Source organism: Arthrobacter sp. AQ5-05 (assembly GCF_003287975.1).
In the GTDB taxonomy this organism is placed as follows: domain Bacteria; phylum Actinomycetota; class Actinomycetes; order Actinomycetales; family Micrococcaceae; genus Paeniglutamicibacter.
This window is the reverse complement of the sequence record NZ_QMKQ01000017.1, coordinates 1-20,834: the sequence shown is the minus strand read 5'-3', so window position 1 is coordinate 20,834 and position 20,834 is coordinate 1. Positions and strand designations below refer to the sequence as shown.

At 60.8% G+C, this 20,834-nt stretch carries 14 protein-coding genes; 5 read left to right on the top strand and 9 right to left on the bottom strand.

Going from position 1 to position 20,834, the window contains the following annotated elements; genetic code table 11:
- Positions 1 to 2: 2 nt before the first annotated feature.
- From DQ353_RS14295 to DQ353_RS14270, 6 genes are all read right to left on the bottom strand, one after another.
- Positions 3 to 1,202, bottom strand: a complete 1,200-nt coding sequence (locus DQ353_RS14295; RefSeq protein ID WP_146755258.1) for a Wadjet anti-phage system protein JetD domain-containing protein — start codon at positions 1,200 to 1,202, stop codon at positions 3 to 5.
- Entirely contained in the window at positions 1,192 to 4,704 is a 3,513-nt protein-coding gene (locus tag DQ353_RS14290; RefSeq protein ID WP_113763415.1) for an ATP-binding protein, read from the bottom strand. The genes DQ353_RS14295 and DQ353_RS14290 overlap by 11 nt, the downstream gene beginning before the upstream one ends.
- Positions 4,701 to 5,336 carry a DUF4194 domain-containing protein gene (locus DQ353_RS14285; protein WP_286166830.1) on the bottom strand — a complete coding sequence of 212 codons (636 nt, stop codon included), beginning with the start codon at positions 5,334 to 5,336 and terminating at the stop codon, positions 4,701 to 4,703. Before DQ353_RS14285 ends, DQ353_RS14290 begins: the two co-directional genes overlap by 4 nt.
- Positions 5,333 to 6,775 (bottom strand): DUF3375 domain-containing protein, encoded by a 1,443-nt coding sequence (locus DQ353_RS14280; RefSeq protein WP_113763414.1) that lies wholly within the window; start codon positions 6,773 to 6,775, stop codon positions 5,333 to 5,335. The genes DQ353_RS14285 and DQ353_RS14280 overlap by 4 nt, the downstream gene beginning before the upstream one ends.
- A 252-nt stretch (positions 6,776 to 7,027) precedes the next feature.
- Positions 7,028 to 8,545 carry an epoxide hydrolase family protein gene (locus DQ353_RS14275; RefSeq protein WP_113763413.1) on the bottom strand — a complete coding sequence of 506 codons (1,518 nt, stop codon included), beginning with the start codon at positions 8,543 to 8,545 and terminating at the stop codon, positions 7,028 to 7,030.
- A 206-nt stretch (positions 8,546 to 8,751) separates the two neighbouring features.
- A complete protein-coding gene (locus DQ353_RS14270; RefSeq protein WP_113763504.1) occupies positions 8,752 to 9,183 on the bottom strand; it encodes an acyl-CoA thioesterase in 432 nt (143 codons plus the stop codon).
- 162 nt (positions 9,184 to 9,345) lie between these two features.
- On the opposite strand from DQ353_RS14270, the gene DQ353_RS14265 reads away from it, so the two are divergent.
- The 5 genes from DQ353_RS14265 (at position 9,346) to DQ353_RS14245 (ending at position 17,012) form a co-directional block, all read left to right on the top strand.
- On the top strand, positions 9,346 to 9,657 hold the full coding sequence (locus DQ353_RS14265; protein WP_113763412.1) for a helix-turn-helix domain-containing protein: 312 nt from the start codon (positions 9,346 to 9,348) through the stop codon (positions 9,655 to 9,657).
- A 364-nt stretch (positions 9,658 to 10,021) separates the two neighbouring features.
- Positions 10,022 to 11,755, top strand: coding sequence for an anti-phage ZorAB system protein ZorA (zorA, locus tag DQ353_RS14260; RefSeq protein WP_113763411.1), 1,734 nt, complete (start codon positions 10,022 to 10,024; stop codon positions 11,753 to 11,755).
- A gap of 40 nt (positions 11,756 to 11,795) precedes the next feature.
- Entirely contained in the window at positions 11,796 to 12,491 is a 696-nt protein-coding gene (locus tag DQ353_RS14255; protein ID WP_113763502.1) for an OmpA/MotB family protein, read from the top strand.
- Positions 12,492 to 14,000, top strand: coding sequence for an EH signature domain-containing protein (locus DQ353_RS14250; RefSeq protein ID WP_113763410.1), 1,509 nt, complete (start codon positions 12,492 to 12,494; stop codon positions 13,998 to 14,000). It begins immediately after the preceding gene.
- Between the two features lie 45 nt (positions 14,001 to 14,045).
- Positions 14,046 to 17,012 (top strand): DEAD/DEAH box helicase, encoded by a 2,967-nt coding sequence (locus DQ353_RS14245; RefSeq protein WP_181578409.1) that lies wholly within the window; start codon positions 14,046 to 14,048, stop codon positions 17,010 to 17,012.
- Between the two features lie 65 nt (positions 17,013 to 17,077).
- On the opposite strand, the gene DQ353_RS14240 is transcribed toward DQ353_RS14245, so the two are convergent.
- The 3 genes from DQ353_RS14240 to adh form a co-directional block, all read right to left on the bottom strand.
- Entirely contained in the window at positions 17,078 to 17,491 is a 414-nt protein-coding gene (locus DQ353_RS14240; protein ID WP_113763408.1) for a DUF779 domain-containing protein, read from the bottom strand.
- 164 nt (positions 17,492 to 17,655) lie between these two features.
- Positions 17,656 to 18,681 carry an alcohol dehydrogenase AdhP gene (adhP, locus tag DQ353_RS14235; RefSeq protein ID WP_113763407.1) on the bottom strand — a complete coding sequence of 342 codons (1,026 nt, stop codon included), beginning with the start codon at positions 18,679 to 18,681 and terminating at the stop codon, positions 17,656 to 17,658.
- Positions 18,682 to 18,911: 230 nt separating this feature from the next.
- Positions 18,912 to 20,435 (bottom strand): aldehyde dehydrogenase, encoded by a 1,524-nt coding sequence (gene adh, locus DQ353_RS14230; RefSeq protein WP_113763406.1) that lies wholly within the window; start codon positions 20,433 to 20,435, stop codon positions 18,912 to 18,914.
- Between the last annotated feature and the right edge of the window lie 399 nt (positions 20,436 to 20,834).

Here is a 20,834-nt window from a genome sequence, read left to right as displayed (position 1 = left end):
CGTCAATCCACTGCGTCCCACCCGCAGGCATCTCCGATGCGCGCCAGCGCATAGTCCCAGTTGACCTGTTCCTGTTCCAACCGGATCCGCTGCCCGTGCATGCCCGAGACCAGTTCGCCGAAGAGCCGGGCCTCGGCCGCATCCAGGTGGACCAGGGTCCCCTTCGACGGGCTGGTCTCGACGCCCCAGAATCCGCGGTGGTCCATCAGCGTTTCTTTGTCCATCAAGACGCTGCGCACATGTGGGTGGTGCGAACGCAGCTGGTTCAAGATGGCAAAGCCGTGCGTGTCCAAGTCTCCCCAATAAACGACGTCGCAGCCGCCCACCCACCCGGCGGCACCCAGCCCGCTGAACCCGTAACCGCCCCCGAAGACGATGAGCGTGCCAGGCATCAACGGCAGCGCCAGGAAGTTCGTCTTGTTCTCCGTGACGATCACCCTCTGTACCGGCAGAGCCAGGTTTTCGAAGGCCTCGGCGGGTATTTCCACGTCCTCGGCCCCGCCCGGCGCGTTCAGGATTCCGGGCAGGGCGCGCATGCGCACGGTGTCGGGCTCGGTCGTAAAGCAGTGCCGCGCCCTGAACGACTTCATCGAGGAGCTGCGCGGGGCCTGCATGCCGGTGAGGACCGCGGCCATGTCGTCGATGGACCGCACGTGCTTCTCCACGAACTTGGTGTGCACGCCGCCAAGGGCCAGCTGGCGCACGTAGATGCCCGGTTCCGGGTTTTCCGCCAGCCAGCGGGCGACCCGTGCCACGACGAGGGCTTCGGGGCCCAGCTCCAGCAGCTGGAACGGCTTGGCCAGCACCCACGGGCGAAGGCCTGGTTCTGCTGCTTCGAGCTGCGCTGCCAGTTTCAGGAATGCCGCCGCGTCCCTACCCTTGCCCGAGAAGGCTATCTCGTCCTCGACGGCATCAAAACGGGCGGCCTGCGGGACATCGTTCGCCCCGACGCTCTGGTGCCCGATGCTCCGGGTCTCCAGGCGGTAGTGCCCGGCCCCGGCATGCAGTTCCCGGGCCCAGCCCCGCACCTCGGCAAAGCGCTGGCGCAATTCCCCGGCAGTCGGCGCCTTCAGCGGGCGCCGGCGCGGGTAGGTGCCGGCGGGTTCCAGCAGCTCGCGCAGCATGTCCCCGCGGTCCCAGGACTTCAGGCACGCGGCCCGCAACCCCGCCGTGTCCGTCCAGCCCGAAGCCCTAGTTGCCACGAAGTTCCTTCTGGGCCCGGTATTCCTCGATGCTCATGTTCCGCAGGTGCGATGCCTGCCCGGAGGGGTTGTCGACAAACCCGACGTGCGCCACGAACGGCTCGATCACGTGGATTTTCTGCAGCGGGGTGACGATCAGCAGCTGCAGTTTCATCTGCTGAAAAAGTTCCAACCCGTAGCGGGCCGACTCGTCCGAGCCCCGGCCGAAGGCCTCGTCGATCACCACGAACCTGAAGTTCCGCTTGGCCTCGGTCTTGCCTGACTTGCGCCCGCCGAGCCCGAACTGGAAGGCCAGCGCCGCGGCGAGGATCGTGTAGGCAAGCTTCTCCTTCTGCCCGCCGGATTTGCCGCCCGAATCGGTGAAATGCTCGAATTCCTCGCCCGTCTCGCTCCAGCGCTCGGAGGCGCTGAAGGTGAACCAATTGCGCACGTCGGTGACCTTCGCCGTCCACCGTTGGTCCAGGCTGGTCAGCCCGTCGCGGCCGCGGAAGCGCTCCACCAGCTTCGAGACCTGCGCGAACTTCAGCTCCGAATACTGCTCGGACTCCCCCAGCGTCCCTTCGGAACAGGAGCGCAAATCCATGATGAACTCCCTGATTTCCGGATCGGTGGACTGGTCGTGCTCCAGCTGGATGTGCCTGCCGGCGTTGTAGTCGATCTGCGCGAGGGACGCGTTGATCTGGGCGATGCGCCCGCTGATGTCGGTCTTGCGCGCATCGAGGAAGGCGTTGAACGCAACGATCTCGTTGATGGTGTTCTGGTTCAGCGCCTCCTTGAAACGGGTGGCGAAGCGCGGCAGGTCGTCCTTCTGGAGCTTCTCGAGCAGTGCGACGAATTCCCCGGCGGCCTGGAGCGAGTTGTCGATGTCCGTGCATTCCCCGGGATACTTGGCCCTGAACTCCGACATCCTGTTCAGCGTGTTTTCCCCGGCCCTGATCACCTGCCGGTTGAGCCCATCGATGCGGGTGGTCAGCTGCTCGCGCACCGTTCGCTCGGTGGTCGTGGTGTTGCGGTAGCTCAGTTCTGCATCGCCCAGCGCTTCGGTGGTCAATCGCGCCAGCTGTGCCAGGACCCCGGTGTCGCTGCTGGCCGGGGTTTCGGCCAGGGACTCGCGGCATCCGGCAATCGCCACTTCGATGTCCTCGAGGGCTTGCTTGTTCCGTCCACCCCGGTCGATCAGCACCTCCGACTGGTCCTGCAGCTTCTTCAGGCCCAGCACCAGCCCCGCTTCCTTGGTGGCCAACAGCGACAGCTGGTCGTTGGCGCCGGACAACTCCCGGTGTTCGGCCTCGAGCCCGCCGATCGTTCGTGCGGTGAGCTGCCAGCTGATCTCGGAGAAAGACTCCACGCCCTGCACGGTGCCCACCGCGCGCTGGGCCAACCCCAGGTCGCCAAGCTTCTGCAGCAGCGCAGCAACGCGCCGCTCGAATCCCAGGCGCCTGGCCGTGGTCTCCTCCATGAGCCGGCGGACCATCGCCATCTTTTCGTGGTTGTCCCAGCCAAGCACGAAGTTCCGGCGGTCCCGGCTCGCGGGCCTGTCGTCCTTCTCATGGCGCCCGCCGCCGGTCTTCAGCTGCCCGTTGGGCGTCACCGCCCGCGGGTGGCGGCGGAAATCCTCCAGGGAGTCGCAGCATTGGTGGTCGAATCGCTTGTTCAACTCCGCGGCCAGGTAGGCGCGGAAATGCGTGCCGGCCTTGATCTCCACTTTCGACGCCAGCGTCCCGGGCCGCTGCTCCACGGCGCGCACGGGTTCCGCATCGACCTTCCGGTAGACCAGCCGCCCGCGCAGGTTGTTCGCATCCACCCAGCTCGACACCGCGGCATAGTGTTCCTGGGGCACCAGCAGCGACAGGGCGAATCCGCGCAGCGTCAGCTCCGCCGCGCTCTCCCACAATTGCTCGCCCGGGCGCACGCGCAGCAGCTCGCCGACGTACGGGAGGACAGCCTCGTCGATGCCGGTCGCCGTACAGAGCCGGTGGCGGATTTCCAGCTGCTCGCGCGGCAGCAGGTTGGCTCGCGCCTGCAAGGACGCGTGTTCTTCCTTGAGCGAGGCTTCCTCCGTGGCGGCCTCGCGCACCTGGCCCAGCAGCTCGCCGTGGTCCTGGTTCAGTGCCGCCGTTTCGTCCGCCAGCCGTGCGGTGGTTGCCGGCAGCGCCGCGACGTTGGCATCAAAATCGACCTGGTCGCGCACCTCGGCAAGCTCCAGCAACGCGGCCGAAGCACCGTAGCCGGCGGCCTTGGTTTTCTGTCGTTCCTGTGCGGCACGCGCCGCAAGGATCTCCGAATCGATGGCGGCAAGCCTCCCGCCGCCCTGCGTACGGATGTCCTCGCGGATCACGGCCAATTGCTCCTGGGCCGTGGCCGCCTGCGCCTTCTTGGCCTCCGATTCGCGGGCAAGCCGCTGTGCGGTGCGCCCAAGCTCCGCCTGGTGCTGCAGGCTGAGCTCCAGCTGCCTGGACATGAACCACGGGGTCAGCTCGTCGCGCAGCGCGCGGCTGGTTCTCTCCTGCGAATCCAACTCGCGGTGCCGCTGTGAGTGTTCGCGCACCGGGACGAGCATCTCGATCTGGTCCTTGGCCCGGCGCACCGCGTCGTGCGCCTTCTTCAAATCGTCGAAGTGCAGGATCAGGTTCTTGAGCCGCTCTGCCACGTCATCGTCGTCGAGCATGTTGGTGCGCACGAAGCTGGTGATGTTCTCCACCTGCTTCATCGACACCGTGCGGTGGAACAGGTCCATGGCCTGGGACCCGGTGATCCCGAACTGGCGCTTGAACTCCGACTCGTAGCTGTCGAAGGTGTCAAAGACCTTCACCCCGTCGGTGCCGCGCAGCCGCCGCTTGAGCTTGAGCGGGTCCCCGCCGAAGTTCGCAAAATCCCCGGTGATCGATTGGTCGGATTCGGCAAGCGAGTAGAAGCGGTTGGGCTGGCCCGCCTCCTGCGTGGCCCACAACGTCAGCGCGAGGGTGACGGCCTTGTCCATTTCCGCGTTGCCGAACACGCCCAGCACCACGGTGTAGGAGCCGGGCTTGCGCAGCGCGACCGGCTTGGAGGATTCACCGCCGCCGCGTTCGGACTTGTGGAAGCCGCGCACATAGGACATGAGGGACCGTTCCTTCTTCTGCGCGCCGGCGGCCTTGTTGAATTCGATCCGGTGCGCCGGCAGCAGCAGCGTGGTGATCGCATCGACCACGGTCGACTTGCCCGAGCCGATGTCCCCGGTGAGCAGCGAGTTCTTCCCGTCCAGGATGAAGCGGCGGACCTCCCCGTCGAAGGTGCCCCAGTTCAGGATCTCGAGCCGGCGCAGGCGGAATCCGGGCTCCAGGCCCTCGAATTCGAAGGCCTCGGCCTGCGGCATCGACGCCCTGGTGACCTTGGGTGTTTCCTTGCTGGCCACCGCATCCACCCCCTGGCCGTTGGGACGCTGCAGCGCTTCGGCAAAGAGCGTCTCCTGCTCCTGCCCGAACAACGAGTCCTGGTCCCCGAAGGCATTCATCTGGTTCATTCCGTTCCTTCCATGGACGTGCGGTAGTCGGCCAACCGCGCGTCGAGCTCGCCCAGCCACTGCGCATCCACGAATGCCTTGATGATCCGTTGGACCTCGTAGTGGTCATCGGTACCGCGCAGCTTGCGCAGGAAGCCCAGCTCGGCGACCTTCTTGATGGAGGTGTTCAGCTGGTCGAACAGGCGCACCTCGTTGCTGGTTTCGGGCATGAACACCGAGACCATCTCCGCGATCTGCTCGCGGGACATCACCAACCGGGTCTCGGAGGTCTGCTGGTCGAACTCGGCCAGCCGCACCCGCAGCAGGGCCAGCAGCAGCGAGACGTGGAAGGTCAGCGGCCTCCGGGCGACCAGCCGCGGCAGCTTGGAGTCCTCCTCCTGGTCCGAGCGCAGGAACGCGTAGCCCTCGATGTCGTCGTGGAAGAGCTCCAGCCCGAGCACCGCGACGTAGTCCCGGGCCGTGGCAATGTTCTCCCCCAGCGCCTGCCACAGCTTGGGATCGGCCTCGCGGTAGACCACGCCCTTGAGCAGGTGGGTGAGCACCAGGGAGAGGGCGTCGGACGCACTCGGGGCGATCGCGCCCGGGTCCACGCCCGCCTCCATCTCGAAGGGCAATGCATCGTCCAGGTTCATTCGGGCCTCACATAGGTTACGTGTTCCACCGTGGCTTCGCGCCGCGCCCCGGTGTTGGTGCTCCAGGAAAGGGTCTGGGTGCGCGAGGCGTCGATGTCCGCCCACGTGGTTTCGGCGGCGATCTGGAAGTAGGTGACGATCTCGGCCAGGCCCTTTTCCAGCGGGTGCGCCTCCAGGACCTGTCCCAGGCTGGCCTGCGGCAGCTGTCCCAACACCTCGTCGATGTTCGCCTGCAGCTCGGCCCGGTCCACATGGAACTGGTCGAAGAGCGCGCTCGAGTCGACCTCGGTGTCCTCGGCGAGCGCCACCGCATCGTCGATGACCACCTGGGTTCCTGGCTTGTAGAGCGGGCGCTCGAAGGGAAGGGTGATCTCCGCCTGCTGCGCCGCGATCTCGGTGACGGTGCCGGACGGCGGGTCGTTGCGCAGGGACAGCGCGTTGGATTCGATGCTGCGGATCAGCTGCATGATGCGCTTGTTCTCCAGGAAGACCTTGTCATCGAGCAGCCTGCGCATCTGCGAGGAGAGCCGGCGCACGGTGCCCTGGGTCTGTTCGACCGCCGGCAGCCAGTCGCGCTGCAGGTTCACGATCTCCCCCACCCCGTCAACGGTCGCCAGCGTGGGTATCTGCGTGGTCTTTTCCAGCAGGTCGGACAGCTCGGCACGCTGCGCCGGGGACATCAGGTAGTCCCAGAACCCCTGGAAGGTGCGTCCCTGCAAGGACCCGGAGATGTCCTCCTGGTTGGTGAAGATCGCATCGAGCAGCTCTCCCTGGCTTCCCTCCCAGGTGGCGATGCGTTCACGGACCTTGCGGTCCAGGTCGCGGAAGTTCGCCTCGACCTCGCGGAAGTCCGAGAGCAGGTCCTGGGCCTGGGCGCGCAGCTGCTGGTAGTGGTCAAGCGCCTCGGGGCCGGTCATCACCGGCATGTCCCCGGCCGCAACGGCCTCGATCTTCGCGTCGATGGCGGCGCGTTCGGCCTCCAGCTGCGCCAGGCGCACTTCGGGATCGGTTTCCGAGCCCTGCACCAGGGTCTTGAGCAGTGCGAAGATGCCGGTGAGCCGCGACTGGGTGGCCACGAACTCCCGCCCCTGCAGCGATTGCACCCAGCGCACCGCGTCCTCGGTGGTCGGGGTCAGATCGAAGATCGGGTCGTCCTGGTTCTCGATGTAGAACTTGCGCAGCCAGGCCTTCTCCGGCGCCGCCCAGTTGTCCAGGTATTCCGCGGCGCTGCGCGGGAACGCTGCATCGCCCTGTTCGTCGCGGACCATGAACAGCACGTCCTCGAGCGCGTCGATCAGCTCGCGGCGCGGGATGTTCCGGCGGTTCGGTTCGATGAAGGCCGCGACGAAGAAGGCGACGAGCAACGGGGCATGGTCGGCGCGCAGCAAGGCCCACCCCGGGTGGTTTTCCCGCAGTCCCTGTATGGCGTAGTAATCCAAGTACCCGGTCCTCGTCCCTCAACGTTCCCGCCGGCGCCCTTCCCGGCCCACCCCATCATCATAGGAAGTCTCGGCCACGATTGGGCCCGCGGCGCGGGATATCAGGCTTTGATCGCGACGAGCGCACTGGACCCTGCACACGTGGTCATGGACATGCAGGCTTCGCACCTCTGGGAGGTCTCGACGCTTGCCGTCCACTCGAATCCAGATACCGTCCGGCGAAAGAGAACTCCAGGATCGATTCGGTCCTTGTTAGCCTCCAATTTTGCGGGCGAACTCCCTCAGGTCGTTGGCGAACAACCCTGGTTGCTCCATGGCCCCGAAGTGGCCTCCGGCCGGATGCTCCGTCCAATGCACCAGTGGGAATCGCCGTTCCATCCAGGCTCTGGGCGACTTGAGGATCTCCTGGGGAAATATTCCAGCGCCGGTTGGGACTGTGACTCTCCCGGCCGTTCCCTGGCCCAATCTCAGTGCCAGGTACTGTTCCCGGTAAAAATGCATGGCGGAGGAGATGGTGTCAGTGAACCAGTACAAGGACAGGTTCGTCAGGAACTGGTCCCAGCTCACCGCGTTCCGGATATCCTTGGCCCCGTCTCGTTCGCAGTCGGTCCACTGGTGGAACTTTTCCAAGACCCAGGCGCACCAACCCACCGGGGAATCGGTGAGCGCAAATCCCAAGGTCTCCGGGCGGGTCTTCTGTATTTCGAAGTAACCCCGGCCGTCGATGGCCTTGAATTCGTTCTCTTCCAGCCGTCTCCGCTCGTGCTCCCGCACCAACGCCATCGGGTCGGGCACATCGGTTGGCGGAATCGGATGGGCAAGCGTCACATGCAACCCCAGGACCCGCTCCGGGTAGAGGGACGCGATATGGGTGGCCATGGGGGTTCCCCGGTCTCCTCCATGCACCATGAACCGCTCGTAGCCCAGTTCCTCCATCAACGCGGCAAGGCGGTGTGCAATGCGGATGGGCGACATCCCGGGTTCGTCGATTCCGGGGGAACCGCCGAACCCCTGCAGCGAGGGGGCCACGACGTGGAAGGATTCCCTGCCTGCCTCGCTGGGTTCCGAGAGCTTCGGGATGACCTCAAGAAATTCAACGACCGAGCCGGGCCAACCGTGAAGAAGCAAGACCGGTGTCGCGTCGGATTCGGCTGACCGGGAGTGCAAGTGGTGAATGGGCAACCCGTCAACGGCTGTCAGGTAGTTCGGAATCGAATTGATCCGTTGTCCTGCGGCCTCGAAGTCAAAGCCATCGCGCAGGTAATCGACCAGGCTTCGCAAATATTCGCGGTCCGTGCCAAAGTCCCAATCGCCCACCCCGAACTGCCGTGGCCACCTGGTCATGGCAATGCGGGACTTGAGTTGCCTTGCTGCCTCGGCGTCAAAAACTAATTTCATGCGGAACTGTCGACACCCAATTTGCCTCTCGTGTGCCGGATGGTGATCCGTCGGCGCTGCTTCCATGCGGATGTGTGCCTGGCTTGATGGCGAATCTTCACGTCTCTGGACGCACCGGACAAGCGCCACCAAGGATTCTGTTTGGGACCACCTGACTCGGGGTTTGCTCTTCGGGCAGCCCGAAAACAAGCTGCCACGGCTCGAACCGGCGTCGTCCGGCAGAAAGCTATCACCGTGCAAAGCCCTGTTGACGAGGCATGCTGCTGTCCTGGCTGGTGCGAGGAATTCCACTTGTTTCGCTAGCGCATGGAAGACCCCAAACAGTTCCACTTGCTTCATCTGCACCCGAAACAGCGGGGCGCCCGGTCCCATTTACCATCAGGCATCCAGGCATGAGGCCGAGATCCTCCGGATTCCCGGGCAGCCTTGGGGGACCGGTGACGGCGTTCGATTCATGACCCGGTCACGGCTTCGCTGTGGAGGAGCTCCTCCCCCGCATCCCGCCATCCGGGGGCTCAAGTTGCGAAGGATGTCCTTGGCCCAGCTGTTGGGCGCCAGCGGACAGGTGCATGGCAGGCTCAGGCGTCGGCTGCGACGAACGCGCTTTCAAGCCAGGCACGCTCCAGGTCGTTGATCGCCCGGCTCGAGGTCTTGTCCTCGGCCAGCGGCACCATCACCGAGACGCCGTCGAAGACCGGGACCCCGTCCTGGATCCCCACGTGGCGCAGCGAGAAGGACTTGGTGCCGATGCGCACCACCGACAGCTGGATCACCATGGTCGGTTGGTAGTACAGCGGACGCAGGTAGTCCAGCTTCAGCGAGGCGACCACGGTCCCGTGCGGGAAGCGCCCGGACTTGCCGCGCGGCTGGGTCCAGCGGAGCCGCGCTTCCTCCATCAACGTGACGATGCGGGCATTGTTCACGTGCCCCAGTGCGTCCTCGTCGGACCAGCGCAATTGCAGTTCGATGTCGACGGGCGCCGCGGTGCCTGCAGGGGTGTTTTCACTCATGAACCCCATTGCACCAGAACCGGGGCAAAGCGCGCAGTTGTTTACGGTCCCGGGTACAACACCCGCTTTTTGCGGCGCCGAGGTGGACCAATTGAGGGCTTGCGGCAACTATGTGCGTCAACACATACTGGTTCCGGGAGCAAACGCTGCGAGGAGACCACCATGCCCACACAACCATACGAAGAATTCGTTGACCCGTTCCGCGCGCAATGGAGCTCCGACGTGAGGGAGTTTTCCAAGGCCCTTGGTGCGCAAATGGACTCGGAAGCCAGTGCCCAGCTCGCATTGGGCCAAGGCCTTGCCGCGGCACGCGAGCCCTCCGGACTCACCCAACCCCAGCTGGCCCAACGCTCCGGAGTCGAGCAGGCGGATATCAGCCGCATCGAACGCGGCATGGGGAACCCCACCCGGGACACCCTGATCAGGCTGGCCGACGCCCTGGACATGCGGCTGGTTCTGCTGCCCAAGGACTGACAAGTCCTATTATGGCCGGAAAAACGCCTGCCCAGACGCTAAAGCAAATCCATAAACGAAGCCGACGAGGTCAGTGCCCTCGGCGGAATTGGTGAGGGGCTCAATTAATCTCATTTCTGATGAAAGCCCCCCTTTTTGACGGCTTTCATCGAGAAATCTGTGCCTCTTGTCAAGCCAATGTAGCTGGGCTAATGAGTACCCAAAAAACGCCAGATCTCGCTTAGTATTGAAACAATATTTGTTCGGCTCGTTTTCATTCCGATTGAGTCCATGGGTCGGCCAACTCTCGCACCGTGTTTTGTCTCCCACACATACTTCCTCGTTGAAAATGAAGAGCATGATTTGAGAAGCAAGAAGGTAATTTATGGGGAACAACAGCCTTTCGGACATATTCAAACTTCTATGGCCCGATTATTCGGCACTTTGGCGCGGCGACTTGAATGGCATCAACGCGCTCATCGTAAGCATCATCATCATCATTTTTGCCGCCCAAGTTATTTACGTCATAGCTAAATGCAGCAAGACCGTTCAGCGAGTGGATGCGGTTTATAGAATCATTCACGACGTAGATTCAGGCAGCCTGCTCGACAAACGTAGCACCATGAAACGACGCGCGACCGAAGGCACTGAGGTCAGCGTTGGCAACAAGACAGCGTTCCATCTCTGGCAAGAGTTTGATGAGACGCTTGTTGAAACCGGCGATCGCTCCGCACTGCGCAATACGGTCGATGCAGACTATTTCTTCAATTCGGAGTCACTTGCCGGCGAAGTCATGCACAACCGAGTCCTTGCGGTCGTTCCTTCCGTGCTGACGGCTATTGGTGTGCTCGGAACATTTATCGGACTAACAACTGGGCTCAACGGCCTTAATTTGAATGCCGACAATGGCGTAGACGAACTCCGTGACGGCATAGATACGCTCATCGGTGGCGCTGCCATTGCCTTCATGACTTCCGTCTGGGGAGTTTTCACGAGCTTGCTTTCCAACATTATCGACAAGCAAGCAGAGCGATGGTTGAGTGCAAGGATCCGAACACTTCAATCAGAGATTGACGGGCTTTTCCAGCGCCAAACGCCGGAGCATTCGCTGATTAACATCATGGACAACACGTACGAAGCCCGTGAGTCGCTCGCTGAACTACATGAGCGTATCGGCAACCGCCTCCAAGAAGCTGTCGGCGCGATGTCGGGTCAAATGCAATCGGCGATTGAGTCTTCGATGGCACCAGCTCTTACCGCATTAGCCAATTCAACATCTCGACAGAACGAAGAAGCTCTCGCCAGCTTGGTGGAAAAGTTTTCTGAGAACATCTATGCAGAGGGCGAAAAACAAGCGGATCAGATGCGTCTCGCCTCGAGCGGGATCAATGAGGCTCTCAACGCCATGAGTACGAATATGGCTACGATCATGGACAGAATCCAAAATGAGTCGAGCAACCAACAGACTGCAAGCGCAAAAGCCTCCGAAGAGTTTCGTGAGCATCTTCGCAGCCTCCACAACCTCAGCACTCAACAGCATCAGCAAACGGAGAAATCTATGGCTGAACTCCTGGGTGCGGTCGAATCGATTTCAACGGCTTTGACTACGTCCAGTACCCACTTGGTCGATGTCTCCAGCCAGTTTGAGGGTTCATCGAGACAGTTTGCCACGGCCACCACTACCTTGGGAACGCAGCTAACAACCTCTGCTCAAAGTATTGAAGCATCATCCAAAAATCATCAGTCAGCTGCGGAAGCAGTTGCCAAGCACGCCACAGAATTTGATCGACTCCGTCAGCTGACAACCGAGGCCGCAGAAAGGCTCGCTGCTGCATCCGCTGAGTCCTCAATTGGTTTCGACGCGCTTCGTAAACACCAATCGTCGTTCCTCGCAGAACTCGAGCAAAAATACGATGCAATGAGTTTGGCAGCCAAGGATTGGATCGATACCTATTCAGAAGTCGTCATAGCGCAGACAGACAACCGCCTGGAAGCTTGGAACACACAGACAACCAGTTTCGCTTCGCACATGCTCCAGATCGCCCAAAACCTATCCAACGTAATCGATGAGTTCGAGGTGAAACGTGCTGCGGTACTCGCGCAAGCAGAAGAGTCGTAGCGATGAGGAGAACCCTTACTGGATCTCATTCTCAGACCTCATGTCTGCACTTTTGGTGGTCTTCATTCTCGCGGTCGTTGCATTGGTATTACAGCTCAACCAGAAGCAATCATCACTAGACGAACAACAAGCTCACTTCAGTCGTCAGATCGGCACGCTGCAAAACGCTGAATCCGTGCGCAAAGCGATGGTCTTGGATATCCAGAAGACGCTCAAGGCCAAAGGCCTCGAAGTCATGGTCAGCGAAGACTCATCGGTCATTAGCATTCCATCAGAACGGCTCGGGTTTCAGGCTTCGTCGTACTCCATTGAAGACTCACATCGGGAGGTTGCGCGCGCAATCGGCTCGGTCCTGTCGGACGCACTTAGGGACGAAAACCGGACGAAGTACTTCGACACGGTGTTCGTCGAAGGACATACTGACAACAGAAATTTCGATGGTCTCGAAGGAACTGGTAACTGGGGATTATCTACGTTTCGGGCAATCTCGCTATGGAACCTTTGGGAAGAAGACCTCCCTAAAGACAACCAGCTGGGGCAACTAGAAAATGCTAATGGGTCTCCCTTGTTTTCTGTGTCTGGTTACGGCGAAACACGACCCATCACTTCCAAACAGACAACCGAAGCCGAACGGTCAACCAACCGGCGCATAGACCTTCGCTTCACCATCGTTCGTCCAAGCGCGCAAGACTTGTTGGATCTTGAAAACAAAGCCAAGCAAGTCGAGGTTCCTTAAATGTTCGGCCCTGTACCTCAGATCCACATTCACGAATGGAAGCCGTCGGCAGCGATTGAATGGCTCGAAGTAACCAGCCGAGCACACAAGATTGAATCGTCTGCTGGTCAAGGCTCCGTGTTCGAGTTAACTCTGCAATTGATCAAAGAGCTGTTAAGAGATGGAAAAGAAGAAGATGTAAGACGTCTGCTGGACCAACGCCGGAACATCCGCGCCCTTCTAACACTTTGGCAAGATCAGAAGGGGTTGGCTAAACAGACTATGCGAGTTTCCTTCATGCGCGCCCTTCGCGAACCAGAAGTTTGGCCGCCTACACGGATGTCCATTAGCCTCCTCATTGGGCTGCATCTCAACCATTTCGATTTCCTCGACGAATGGCAGCCTGGGTTGTTCAATGAGTCACGGGATCTTATTCGTGACGCGTTGAAGGCCTTGTCCAGCAACCCTGGTTCCATAGGTCTAGTCGAGACCGTTCGCCAGGAACCCGACAATTTTCTCTTGATATCGAGTCCTGAGAGTCTCTCTAACGTACTCATCGATAACGAGCAAACGCTCGCTGGATATATGGACGGTTCTGGAGTACACGGCTTTGATGCGGGCCGTTTCGGCGATCTTGTAAGGAACTGGTACTACCTTGAGCAGATTCGACAAGCAGATCCCAAACTTAACCATCCGTTCCTGGGCGAATTGACGTCGCAGGCGGTATCCAAAGCACCGGCTCCTGATGGACGGTACTTCGGGCACCACATCATTGAGGCCATGACCAATAAACCGAGTTCAGAACCAACCCGTTCATGGATCGACACCATCGTCGAGATTGCCGGCGATCCCCGGCTCACCGCGTCCGCACAATGGCATACGTGGTGGCGAAGCGTTACTCACGAGTCGCGCGAACAAATGGTTCGTTGGCTGAGCGCCGAGGACCTACGCCTCTTCTTGGCGGCAGTAGAGCTCTACGGGCGACAAACCGAGAATGACAGGTTGGAAAGGATGTTCCCTGCCCGAAAGAAATTTATCGAAGGTCTCCACAGCCAAGGAATCATCCGAGAGACTCGGCTAATTCTGGGGAATAAAGCCAGCAGAGCAATCCGTCAACATTTGGGTACTGCGCTAAGGACAGATGTTGCACTTCTCGAGAAGCTACATGATACATCCATCATTTACATCGACTGCGGTGATTTCAAAATCATCGAAGGGTCGCACGACTACAGAATGTGGATCTTCATCGGCGGTGAGCTCCCGCTGATCACGGATCGTAAGAAGGGGCAGTACACCGCGAATGAGCTTCGCGAGGACATTCCAGAGCAGCACGGCATCGATCATAGTTGTGGTGCGTACGCACACGTGGGCATAGTCCACAGCGGGTTTTGGCAGCGAAAAGCCCTAGAGTTCATTGCAGAATGGAACATTTCCATTGACGCTGAAAAGGTGCTCACAAAAGAAGACTATAGTGACCTCAGGCGGTCAGGTCTGCCTGTGCCTTACCATCGCTATTCGCTAAGGAACTAGATGCGATTTCGAGATATTCTCCGCCAACGCCGTAGAAAAGCGGATGTGTCAGTAACCAAAGGTCAAGACTTTTCCGTCCGCGTGGATAGCCTAGGGGTCTCGTTCCTGGCCGACCCTGTACGGTTACAAGAATTGCTCAATCCGGATTCTGTCAATGCAGTCTCAGAGCAGCTAGTCATTCTCTGCATGCTTGAAGAAGAAGGTCACGCGCAAGCGGTGTCCAACGGATTCACCATGCCCACCGAAGCAATTACGCGTCTTGACGAGGATAACGCCGTAGCGCTGGGTCTACCACTGCTCTTGCCAGAAACATTCGATACTCAAATCGTCGGACACACGAATACTCAGCGCTTCGCAGTGACCGTTGGAGCCCTTATTAACGGCGTTGAAGAACGTTTCAAACGGACTGGTCCCATTGTAGATTTGGCCTCAGGGGCACGCTATCGGATCAGCTACCCGACTTTGCTCATGATGCAAGCTATCGAAGATCACAGCGTTCTCAGTTTCGATGAAAGAACCGAAACTGAGAATGTCACGCTGGTCGCGCGGCTTCAGCACGCACGAGAAGTCGCAGCTATTGATGGTCGCATCTTCGAAATGCCGCTTCGACACCTCGAAAAATTCAGCACAGTGGTTCCGCAACGAGTCGGCGTCAATGTCGCAATTGAGGAGAGCGGTGAAATTCTGCTTACCCCCGACTTGGGTTCCTTGGGAACAACTGATGACAGCTCGGCATTGAACACTCGGTGGCATCAGATTTCCGATAATGCCGCGACCGGAGTTATTAGGGTGGAAAGTAACCTCGTGCTTCTGGAAGAGGCCGCCATGCGGGGTGTGCGAGAGGTTCGTAGCCATAGAAGGATTCCTGCCGATAGAGCCAAGGAATTTTTGCTTGCGCCAGGTGATTTCCTAAACCCTGAAATTGTCGACGTGGACATCAAATTTGGGCTGCGCGTGAAGGGTATCGGCGCTCTGGCTCCCGTGACTTTTTCTGAAGCATCCGAATCCGGAATCGAATGGTTTGATGAGGTAACAGAGGTATTGCCACCTTCTGTACTGGCTGAACTCCCCACGACTCAAGATGAACTTGAAGACCTAGAAGAACAAATCGAGAGCGCGTATGAACGCAATGAAATCAACATGCCGTTCGACGAGAACATTATTGATATTTCCGACCATGAAGAAGTCTCACGCCAGCTGGATCGAGCTCGACGTCGAGTCCTGGATGCACTCCCCAAACCCATAATCGAAGATGCGGTCAAGGTCGGGGTAATCGTCGAGGAAAGCGATTCGACAGCTTCGAGGCTACGCCGGAAAGCCAACGAATCGAGTCTGCTACAACCTGTCGATTACGATTGTCTGCCCCGCACACCGTTTCCTCACCAGAGGGAGGGGATCGAGTGGATGGCTAAATTGATGCATGCATCCCTGCTCGAGCCTTACGAAAGCCCAGACCGTCTCCAAGGCGCAATCTTGGCTGACGACATGGGCTTGGGGAAGACCTTCATGGCGCTGGTAGCCCTCAAGGAATTTTTGCAAGCACAGCAGCAATTACTCGGTGAGGTACTCCCGACTTTGGTGGTCTTGCCACTTACCTTGATCGAAAACTGGGAGGAGGAAATCGAGAAATCTTTTACAGCAGTCCCTTTCAAAGATGTCGTTGTCTTGCTCGGGTCCCGCGATCTGCCACGTTTTCGGCTTTACGGTTCTGGCCGCGAAACACGTGCAGCTGCCTCATCTTTGGACAGCACTGGCATGGTGCGTGAAGAAGAGCTCAATATTTCCCTTCGTATCGGCTCGGGGTTTGGCGACAAGCGTCTAGATATGCCAGGCCGATTGGTACTCACTACTTACGAGACCCTCACATCGTTCCAATTGTCTCTGGGGCAAATTGACTGGGGTGCTGTTTTCCTCGACGAGGCTCAAACAACCAAGAACCCCGAAGCACTCAAAACCCGTGCATCTAAAGGACTTAGGTCGCGTTTCAAACTGCTAGCTACCGGTACTCCAGTGGAGAATTCACTGAAAGACTTGTGGTGTCTCATGGATACCGCCCAACCCGGACTACTCGGAACCTGGCAAGAGTTCAGAAGTGTCTGGGTCCGAAACGTTGACACCTCGAATCATGATGCAAAGGTAGCGAAAGGGCGAGAACTAAGCGATTTCATTGGCCCGTTCATGCTCCGCCGAAATAAAGAAGACCACCTCACAAATCTCCCAAGCAAGACCATTTACAGCGGCCTGGCAGATCCAACTGGTGCAGTTCAATACCGTCCAGATTTGTCTGTTCAGATGCCGTCGAAACAACAACACACTTACGATCAGCATCTCGCCAAGTACAAGCTTCAGGCGGGACGGCAAAAAGGTGCCGCCCTGGCAGCAATATCAGCACTCAAGGCAATTAGTCTGCACCCCGATGCCAGCGGGGAAAATGAAATGCCCTCTTCCAGCGCACTCCTCACTGACTCCGCACGAATGATCGCCATGAACAGCATCCTGGATGCGGTTCGGCAGGCCGACGAGAAAGCGATCATTTTCGTAATCAACAAGAAGGTGCAGCGGCAGTTGTCTCTCTGGCTGCAGACTCGGTTCGGCATACGTGTCAGAGTGGTTAATGGCGAAACAAAGGCGGTTTCCATCAGCGGCAACGAAACACGCCGCACCATAATCAAGGAGTTCGAGGCAAAACCGGGATTTAATCTCATCATCATGTCACCGCTAGCAGTGGGGACGGGGCTCACCGTAGTCGGCGCAAACCATGCCATTCACCTTGAACGCCATTGGAATCCAGCAAAAGAAGCGCAAGCAACTGACCGAATCTACCGAATAGGACAAACACGTCCAGTTCACGTGTATCTGCCATTGGCCGTTCACCCGGATTTTCCCTCATTCGATATCAACTTGGACCAACTCCTACGTCAGAAGACTTCGTTGAAGGACGCCGTCGTCGTGCCAGAGATTGTTTCCACGGACGAGATGGTCGCGGCGCTTTCTCGATCAACCCCGTCATAACTGACCCAGCTCCAAGGCTTCATCTCAGCTTCCTGAACGCCATCAGACACAGAAGCCCAGTTGCTTCAGCCGACGGGGAACTGGATGATCTCGCTTCGGATCAAGAAACGCTTGCCCTCCGGGGCCTCCACCGAGAAGCCCGATCCGCGCCCGGGGACCACGTCGACGGTCAGCTTGGTGTGCTTCCAGTACTCGAATTGCTCGCGGCTCATCCAGAAGTCCAGCTCCCCCAGCACGCCTCCGTCGGCATCGGGCAGCGCGAAGGTCCCCAGCAGCACGTCGGCGTCCCCGGTCTTGAAATCCCCGGCCGGGAAGCACATGGGCGAGGATCCGTCGCAGCAGCCGCCGGATTGGTGGAACATCAGCGGGCCGTACTGCCCCCAGAGCTTGCGCAGCAGGTCGGCCGCCTCGGGCGCCAGCGCCACGCGCGAAAATTCCTCGCCGGCGATCCGCGGCGCCGATTCGATGTTCTCTTCCATGGTCCTGCTCCCTCGTGCTTCGTGGTTTCGCTGGCAGACACCGCCGCCCGGCGCCGTCTTGGATTGACGGTGCCGGGCGGGAAGTGCGGAACGGTCTTGCCGGTTCCCCTGGCCCTTGTTCCACGGGTGCGGGGAGGTCTTGTCACCGGCCCGCGGGGCCGATGCTACTTCGCGTAGTCGATGACCACGCGGCCGTCGATCTTTGCGTGCTTCATCTCGTCGAAGACCGCGTTGACGTCCTCGAGCGGCCGGGTGTGGAAGGTCGGCTTGATCTGGCCGCGGGCGTAGAACTCCAGCGCCTCGTCCATGTCCTGGCGGGTGCCGACGATCGAGCCGCGGATGGTCAGGCCCTTGAGCACGATGTCGAAGATCGGTGCCGGGAAGTCCCCCGGCGGCAGGCCGTTGAACACGATGGTTCCGCCGCGTCGGGTCATGTTGATGGCCTGGCCGAAGGCCGCCGGGTGCACCGCGGTGACCAGCACGCCGTGGGCGCCGCCGGTTGCAGCCTGGATCGCTTCGGCCGGGTCCTCGGCGAAGGCGTTGACCGTGACCTCGGCGCCGTGGCTGCGGGCCAGGGCCAGCTTCTCCTCGGCGACGTCGACGGCCGCGACGCGCATGCCCATGGCCACCGCGTACTGCACCGCGATGTGCCCCAACCCTCCGATGCCGGAGATCACGACCCACTGGCCGGGGCGCACCTCGGTCTGCTTCAGGCCCTTGTAGACGGTGACGCCGGCGCAGAGCACCGGGGCGATCTCGAACGGATCCGATCCCTCGGGGATGTGGGCGGCGAACTTCGCATCGACCAGCATGTACTCGCCGAAGGAACCGTCGACCGAATAGCCGCCGTTGGACTGCGACTCGCACAGCGTCTCCCAGCCGGTGCGGCAGTATTCACAGCTGCCGCAGGCGCTGGCCAGCCAGGCGTTGCCGACCAGGTCCCCGACCTTGACCTCGGTGACCCCGGGACCGACCTTGACCACGTTGCCCACGCCTTCGTGGCCGGGGACCAGCGGGAGCTTGGGCTTGACCGGCCAGTCTCCCTGGGCGGCGTGCAGGTCGGTGTGGCAGACGCCGGAGGCGATGACCTTCACCAGCGCCTGGCCCGGGCCGGGCTCGGGGATGGCGGTGGTTCCGATGGTGAGTTCGTCGCCAAAATTCTCGACAATGGCTGCGCGCATGGTGCTCATGGGGGGTGTTTCCTTTGCTTTGTACCGGTGGCGCGGGGCACAGGGGGATGCACCATTGGTGCCCGACCCTGATCCCGCGCCACCGAAGAAGAGTGGAAAGGGGTGTGGTGCTCGCTAAAAGGGTGTTGCGTGGGGGGGTGGTTGCCAGGGGTGGCGCAACCGCAGGTGGTGGCCGGTTGCCTGCGGGGACGAAAGCTCCTGTGCCTCCGGCCCCGCTGGCAATTGCCGGTTTAGAAGAAGCCGAGCTTGTCCTCCGAGTAGGAGACAAGCAGGTTCTTCGTCTGCTGGTAGTGGTCGAGCATCATCTTGTGGTTTTCACGTCCGATGCCCGAGGACTTGTAGCCGCCGAAGGCGGAGTGCGCGGGGTACGCGTGGTACTGGTTGACCCAGACGCGTCCGGCCTGGATGTCGCGGCCTGCACGGTAGGCGGTGTTGCCGTTGCGGCTCCACACGCCCGAGCCCAGCCCGTAGAGGGTGTCGTTGGCGATCTCGATCGCATCCTCGTAGCCGGAGAACTTCGCCACCGAGACGACGGGGCCGAAGATCTCCTCCTGGAAGATGCGCATCTTGTTGTGGCCCTCGAAGATGGTCGGCTGCACGTAGTAGCCGCCCTCGAGGTCCCCGCCAAGCTCGGCGCGTCCGCCGCCGGTGAGCACCTTGGCGCCCTCGGCCTTGCCGATGTCCAGGTAGGAGAGGATCTTTTCCAGCTGGTCGTTGGAGGCCTGGGCACCCATCATGGTCTCGGTGTCCAGCGGGTTGCCCTGCTTGATGGCCTTGGTGCGCTCCACGACGTCGGCCATGAAGGAGTCGTAGATGGATTCCTGGACCAGGGCGCGCGACGGGCAGGTGCAGACCTCGCCCTGGTTCAGCGCGAACATCGTGAAGCCTTCCTTGGCCTTGTCGTAGAACGCGTCGTCCTTCGCCGCGACGTCCTCGAAGAAGATGTTCGGGGACTTGCCGCCCAGCTCCAGGGTGACGGGGATCAGGTTCTCCGAGGCGTACTGCATGATCAGCCGGCCGGTGGTGGTTTCGCCGGTGAACGCGATCTTGCGGATGCGCTTGTTGGAGGCCAGCGGCTTGCCGGCCTCGACGCCGAAGCCGTTGACGACGTTCAGTACGCCGGCCGGGATCAGGTCGCCGATCAGTTCCATGAGCACCAGGATCGAGACCGGGGTCTGCTCGGCGGGCTTCAGGACGATCGCGTTGCCCGCGGCCAGCGCCGGGGCCAGCTTCCACACGGCCATGAGGATCGGGAAGTTCCAGGGGATGATCTGTCCGACCACGCCGAGCGGCTCGTGGAAGTGGTAGGCGGTGGTGTTCTCGTCGATCTGCGACAGGCCGCCTTCCTGGGCGCGGATGGCGCCGGCGAAGTAGCGGAAGTGGTCCACGGCCAGCGGGAGGTCGGCGTTGATGGTTTCGCGCACGGCCTTGCCGTTGTCCCAGGTCTCGGCGACGGCGAGCATCTCCAGGTTTTCCTCGATGCGGTCGGCGATCTTGTTCAGGATCACCGCGCGTTCGGCCGGGCTGGTCTTGCCCCACGGGCCGGCCGCGGCCTCCGCCGCGTCGAGTGCCGCTTCGATGTCCTCGGCGGTGCCGCGGCCGACCTCGCAGAAGCCCTTGCCGGTGACCGGGGTGATGTTCTCGAAGTACTGGCCCTTGACCGGGGCCACCCACTGGCCACCGATGTAGTGCTCATAACGGGACTTGAAGTGAACGAGTGAACCTTCGGTGTTGGGGTTGGCGTAGACCGTCATGACGACTCCTTGGAGATGAGTGGGGTGGTGAGCTTGTTGCTTGATGTGAGCCTACTCACATGAAGGTTGCAGCAACGTTGCACGCCAGGCTGCAACGTTGCCGCTCGGGCGGGCACCCGCGGATTCCCGCGGAGGTGCACCAAGCCAACCCGTCTTCCCACGGACTCCTACGGGCCCGAGCCCCACACCTCCCCGCCCTCCTTGATACTTGGGCAGGAACCTTCCGTTCCACGGTTCCGCTTCCCCCCACATTGGGATTCTCCTGCCGCGCGCCGGGCCCGGGCGGCGCAGACTGGGGTTCATGACCATCACCGCGCCAACCGGCACCCCAAGGGGGCCGACCCCCTCCGACACCGCGATCCGGCAGCTTGCCGGCGCGGTGCTGGCGCTGCGTGCCGC

Coding starts and splice junctions, on each gene's coding strand:
- DQ353_RS14290 (WP_113763415.1), bottom strand. CDS start 4,704: ATGAACCAGATGAATGCCTTCGGGGACCAGGACTCGTTGTTCGGGCAG.
- DQ353_RS14285 (WP_286166830.1), bottom strand. CDS start 5,336: ATGAACCTGGACGATGCATTGCCCTTCGAGATGGAGGCGGGCGTGGAC.
- DQ353_RS14275 (WP_113763413.1), bottom strand. CDS start 8,545: ATGGGACCGGGCGCCCCGCTGTTTCGGGTGCAGATGAAGCAAGTGGAA.
- DQ353_RS14270 (WP_113763504.1), bottom strand. CDS start 9,183: ATGAGTGAAAACACCCCTGCAGGCACCGCGGCGCCCGTCGACATCGAA.
- DQ353_RS14265 (WP_113763412.1), top strand. CDS start 9,346: ATGCCCACACAACCATACGAAGAATTCGTTGACCCGTTCCGCGCGCAA.
- zorA (WP_113763411.1), top strand. CDS start 10,022: ATGGGGAACAACAGCCTTTCGGACATATTCAAACTTCTATGGCCCGAT.
- DQ353_RS14255 (WP_113763502.1), top strand. CDS start 11,796: ATGTCTGCACTTTTGGTGGTCTTCATTCTCGCGGTCGTTGCATTGGTA.
- DQ353_RS14250 (WP_113763410.1), top strand. CDS start 12,492: ATGTTCGGCCCTGTACCTCAGATCCACATTCACGAATGGAAGCCGTCG.
- DQ353_RS14240 (WP_113763408.1), bottom strand. CDS start 17,491: ATGGAAGAGAACATCGAATCGGCGCCGCGGATCGCCGGCGAGGAATTT.
- adhP (WP_113763407.1), bottom strand. CDS start 18,681: ATGAGCACCATGCGCGCAGCCATTGTCGAGAATTTTGGCGACGAACTC.
- adh (WP_113763406.1), bottom strand. CDS start 20,435: ATGACGGTCTACGCCAACCCCAACACCGAAGGTTCACTCGTTCACTTC.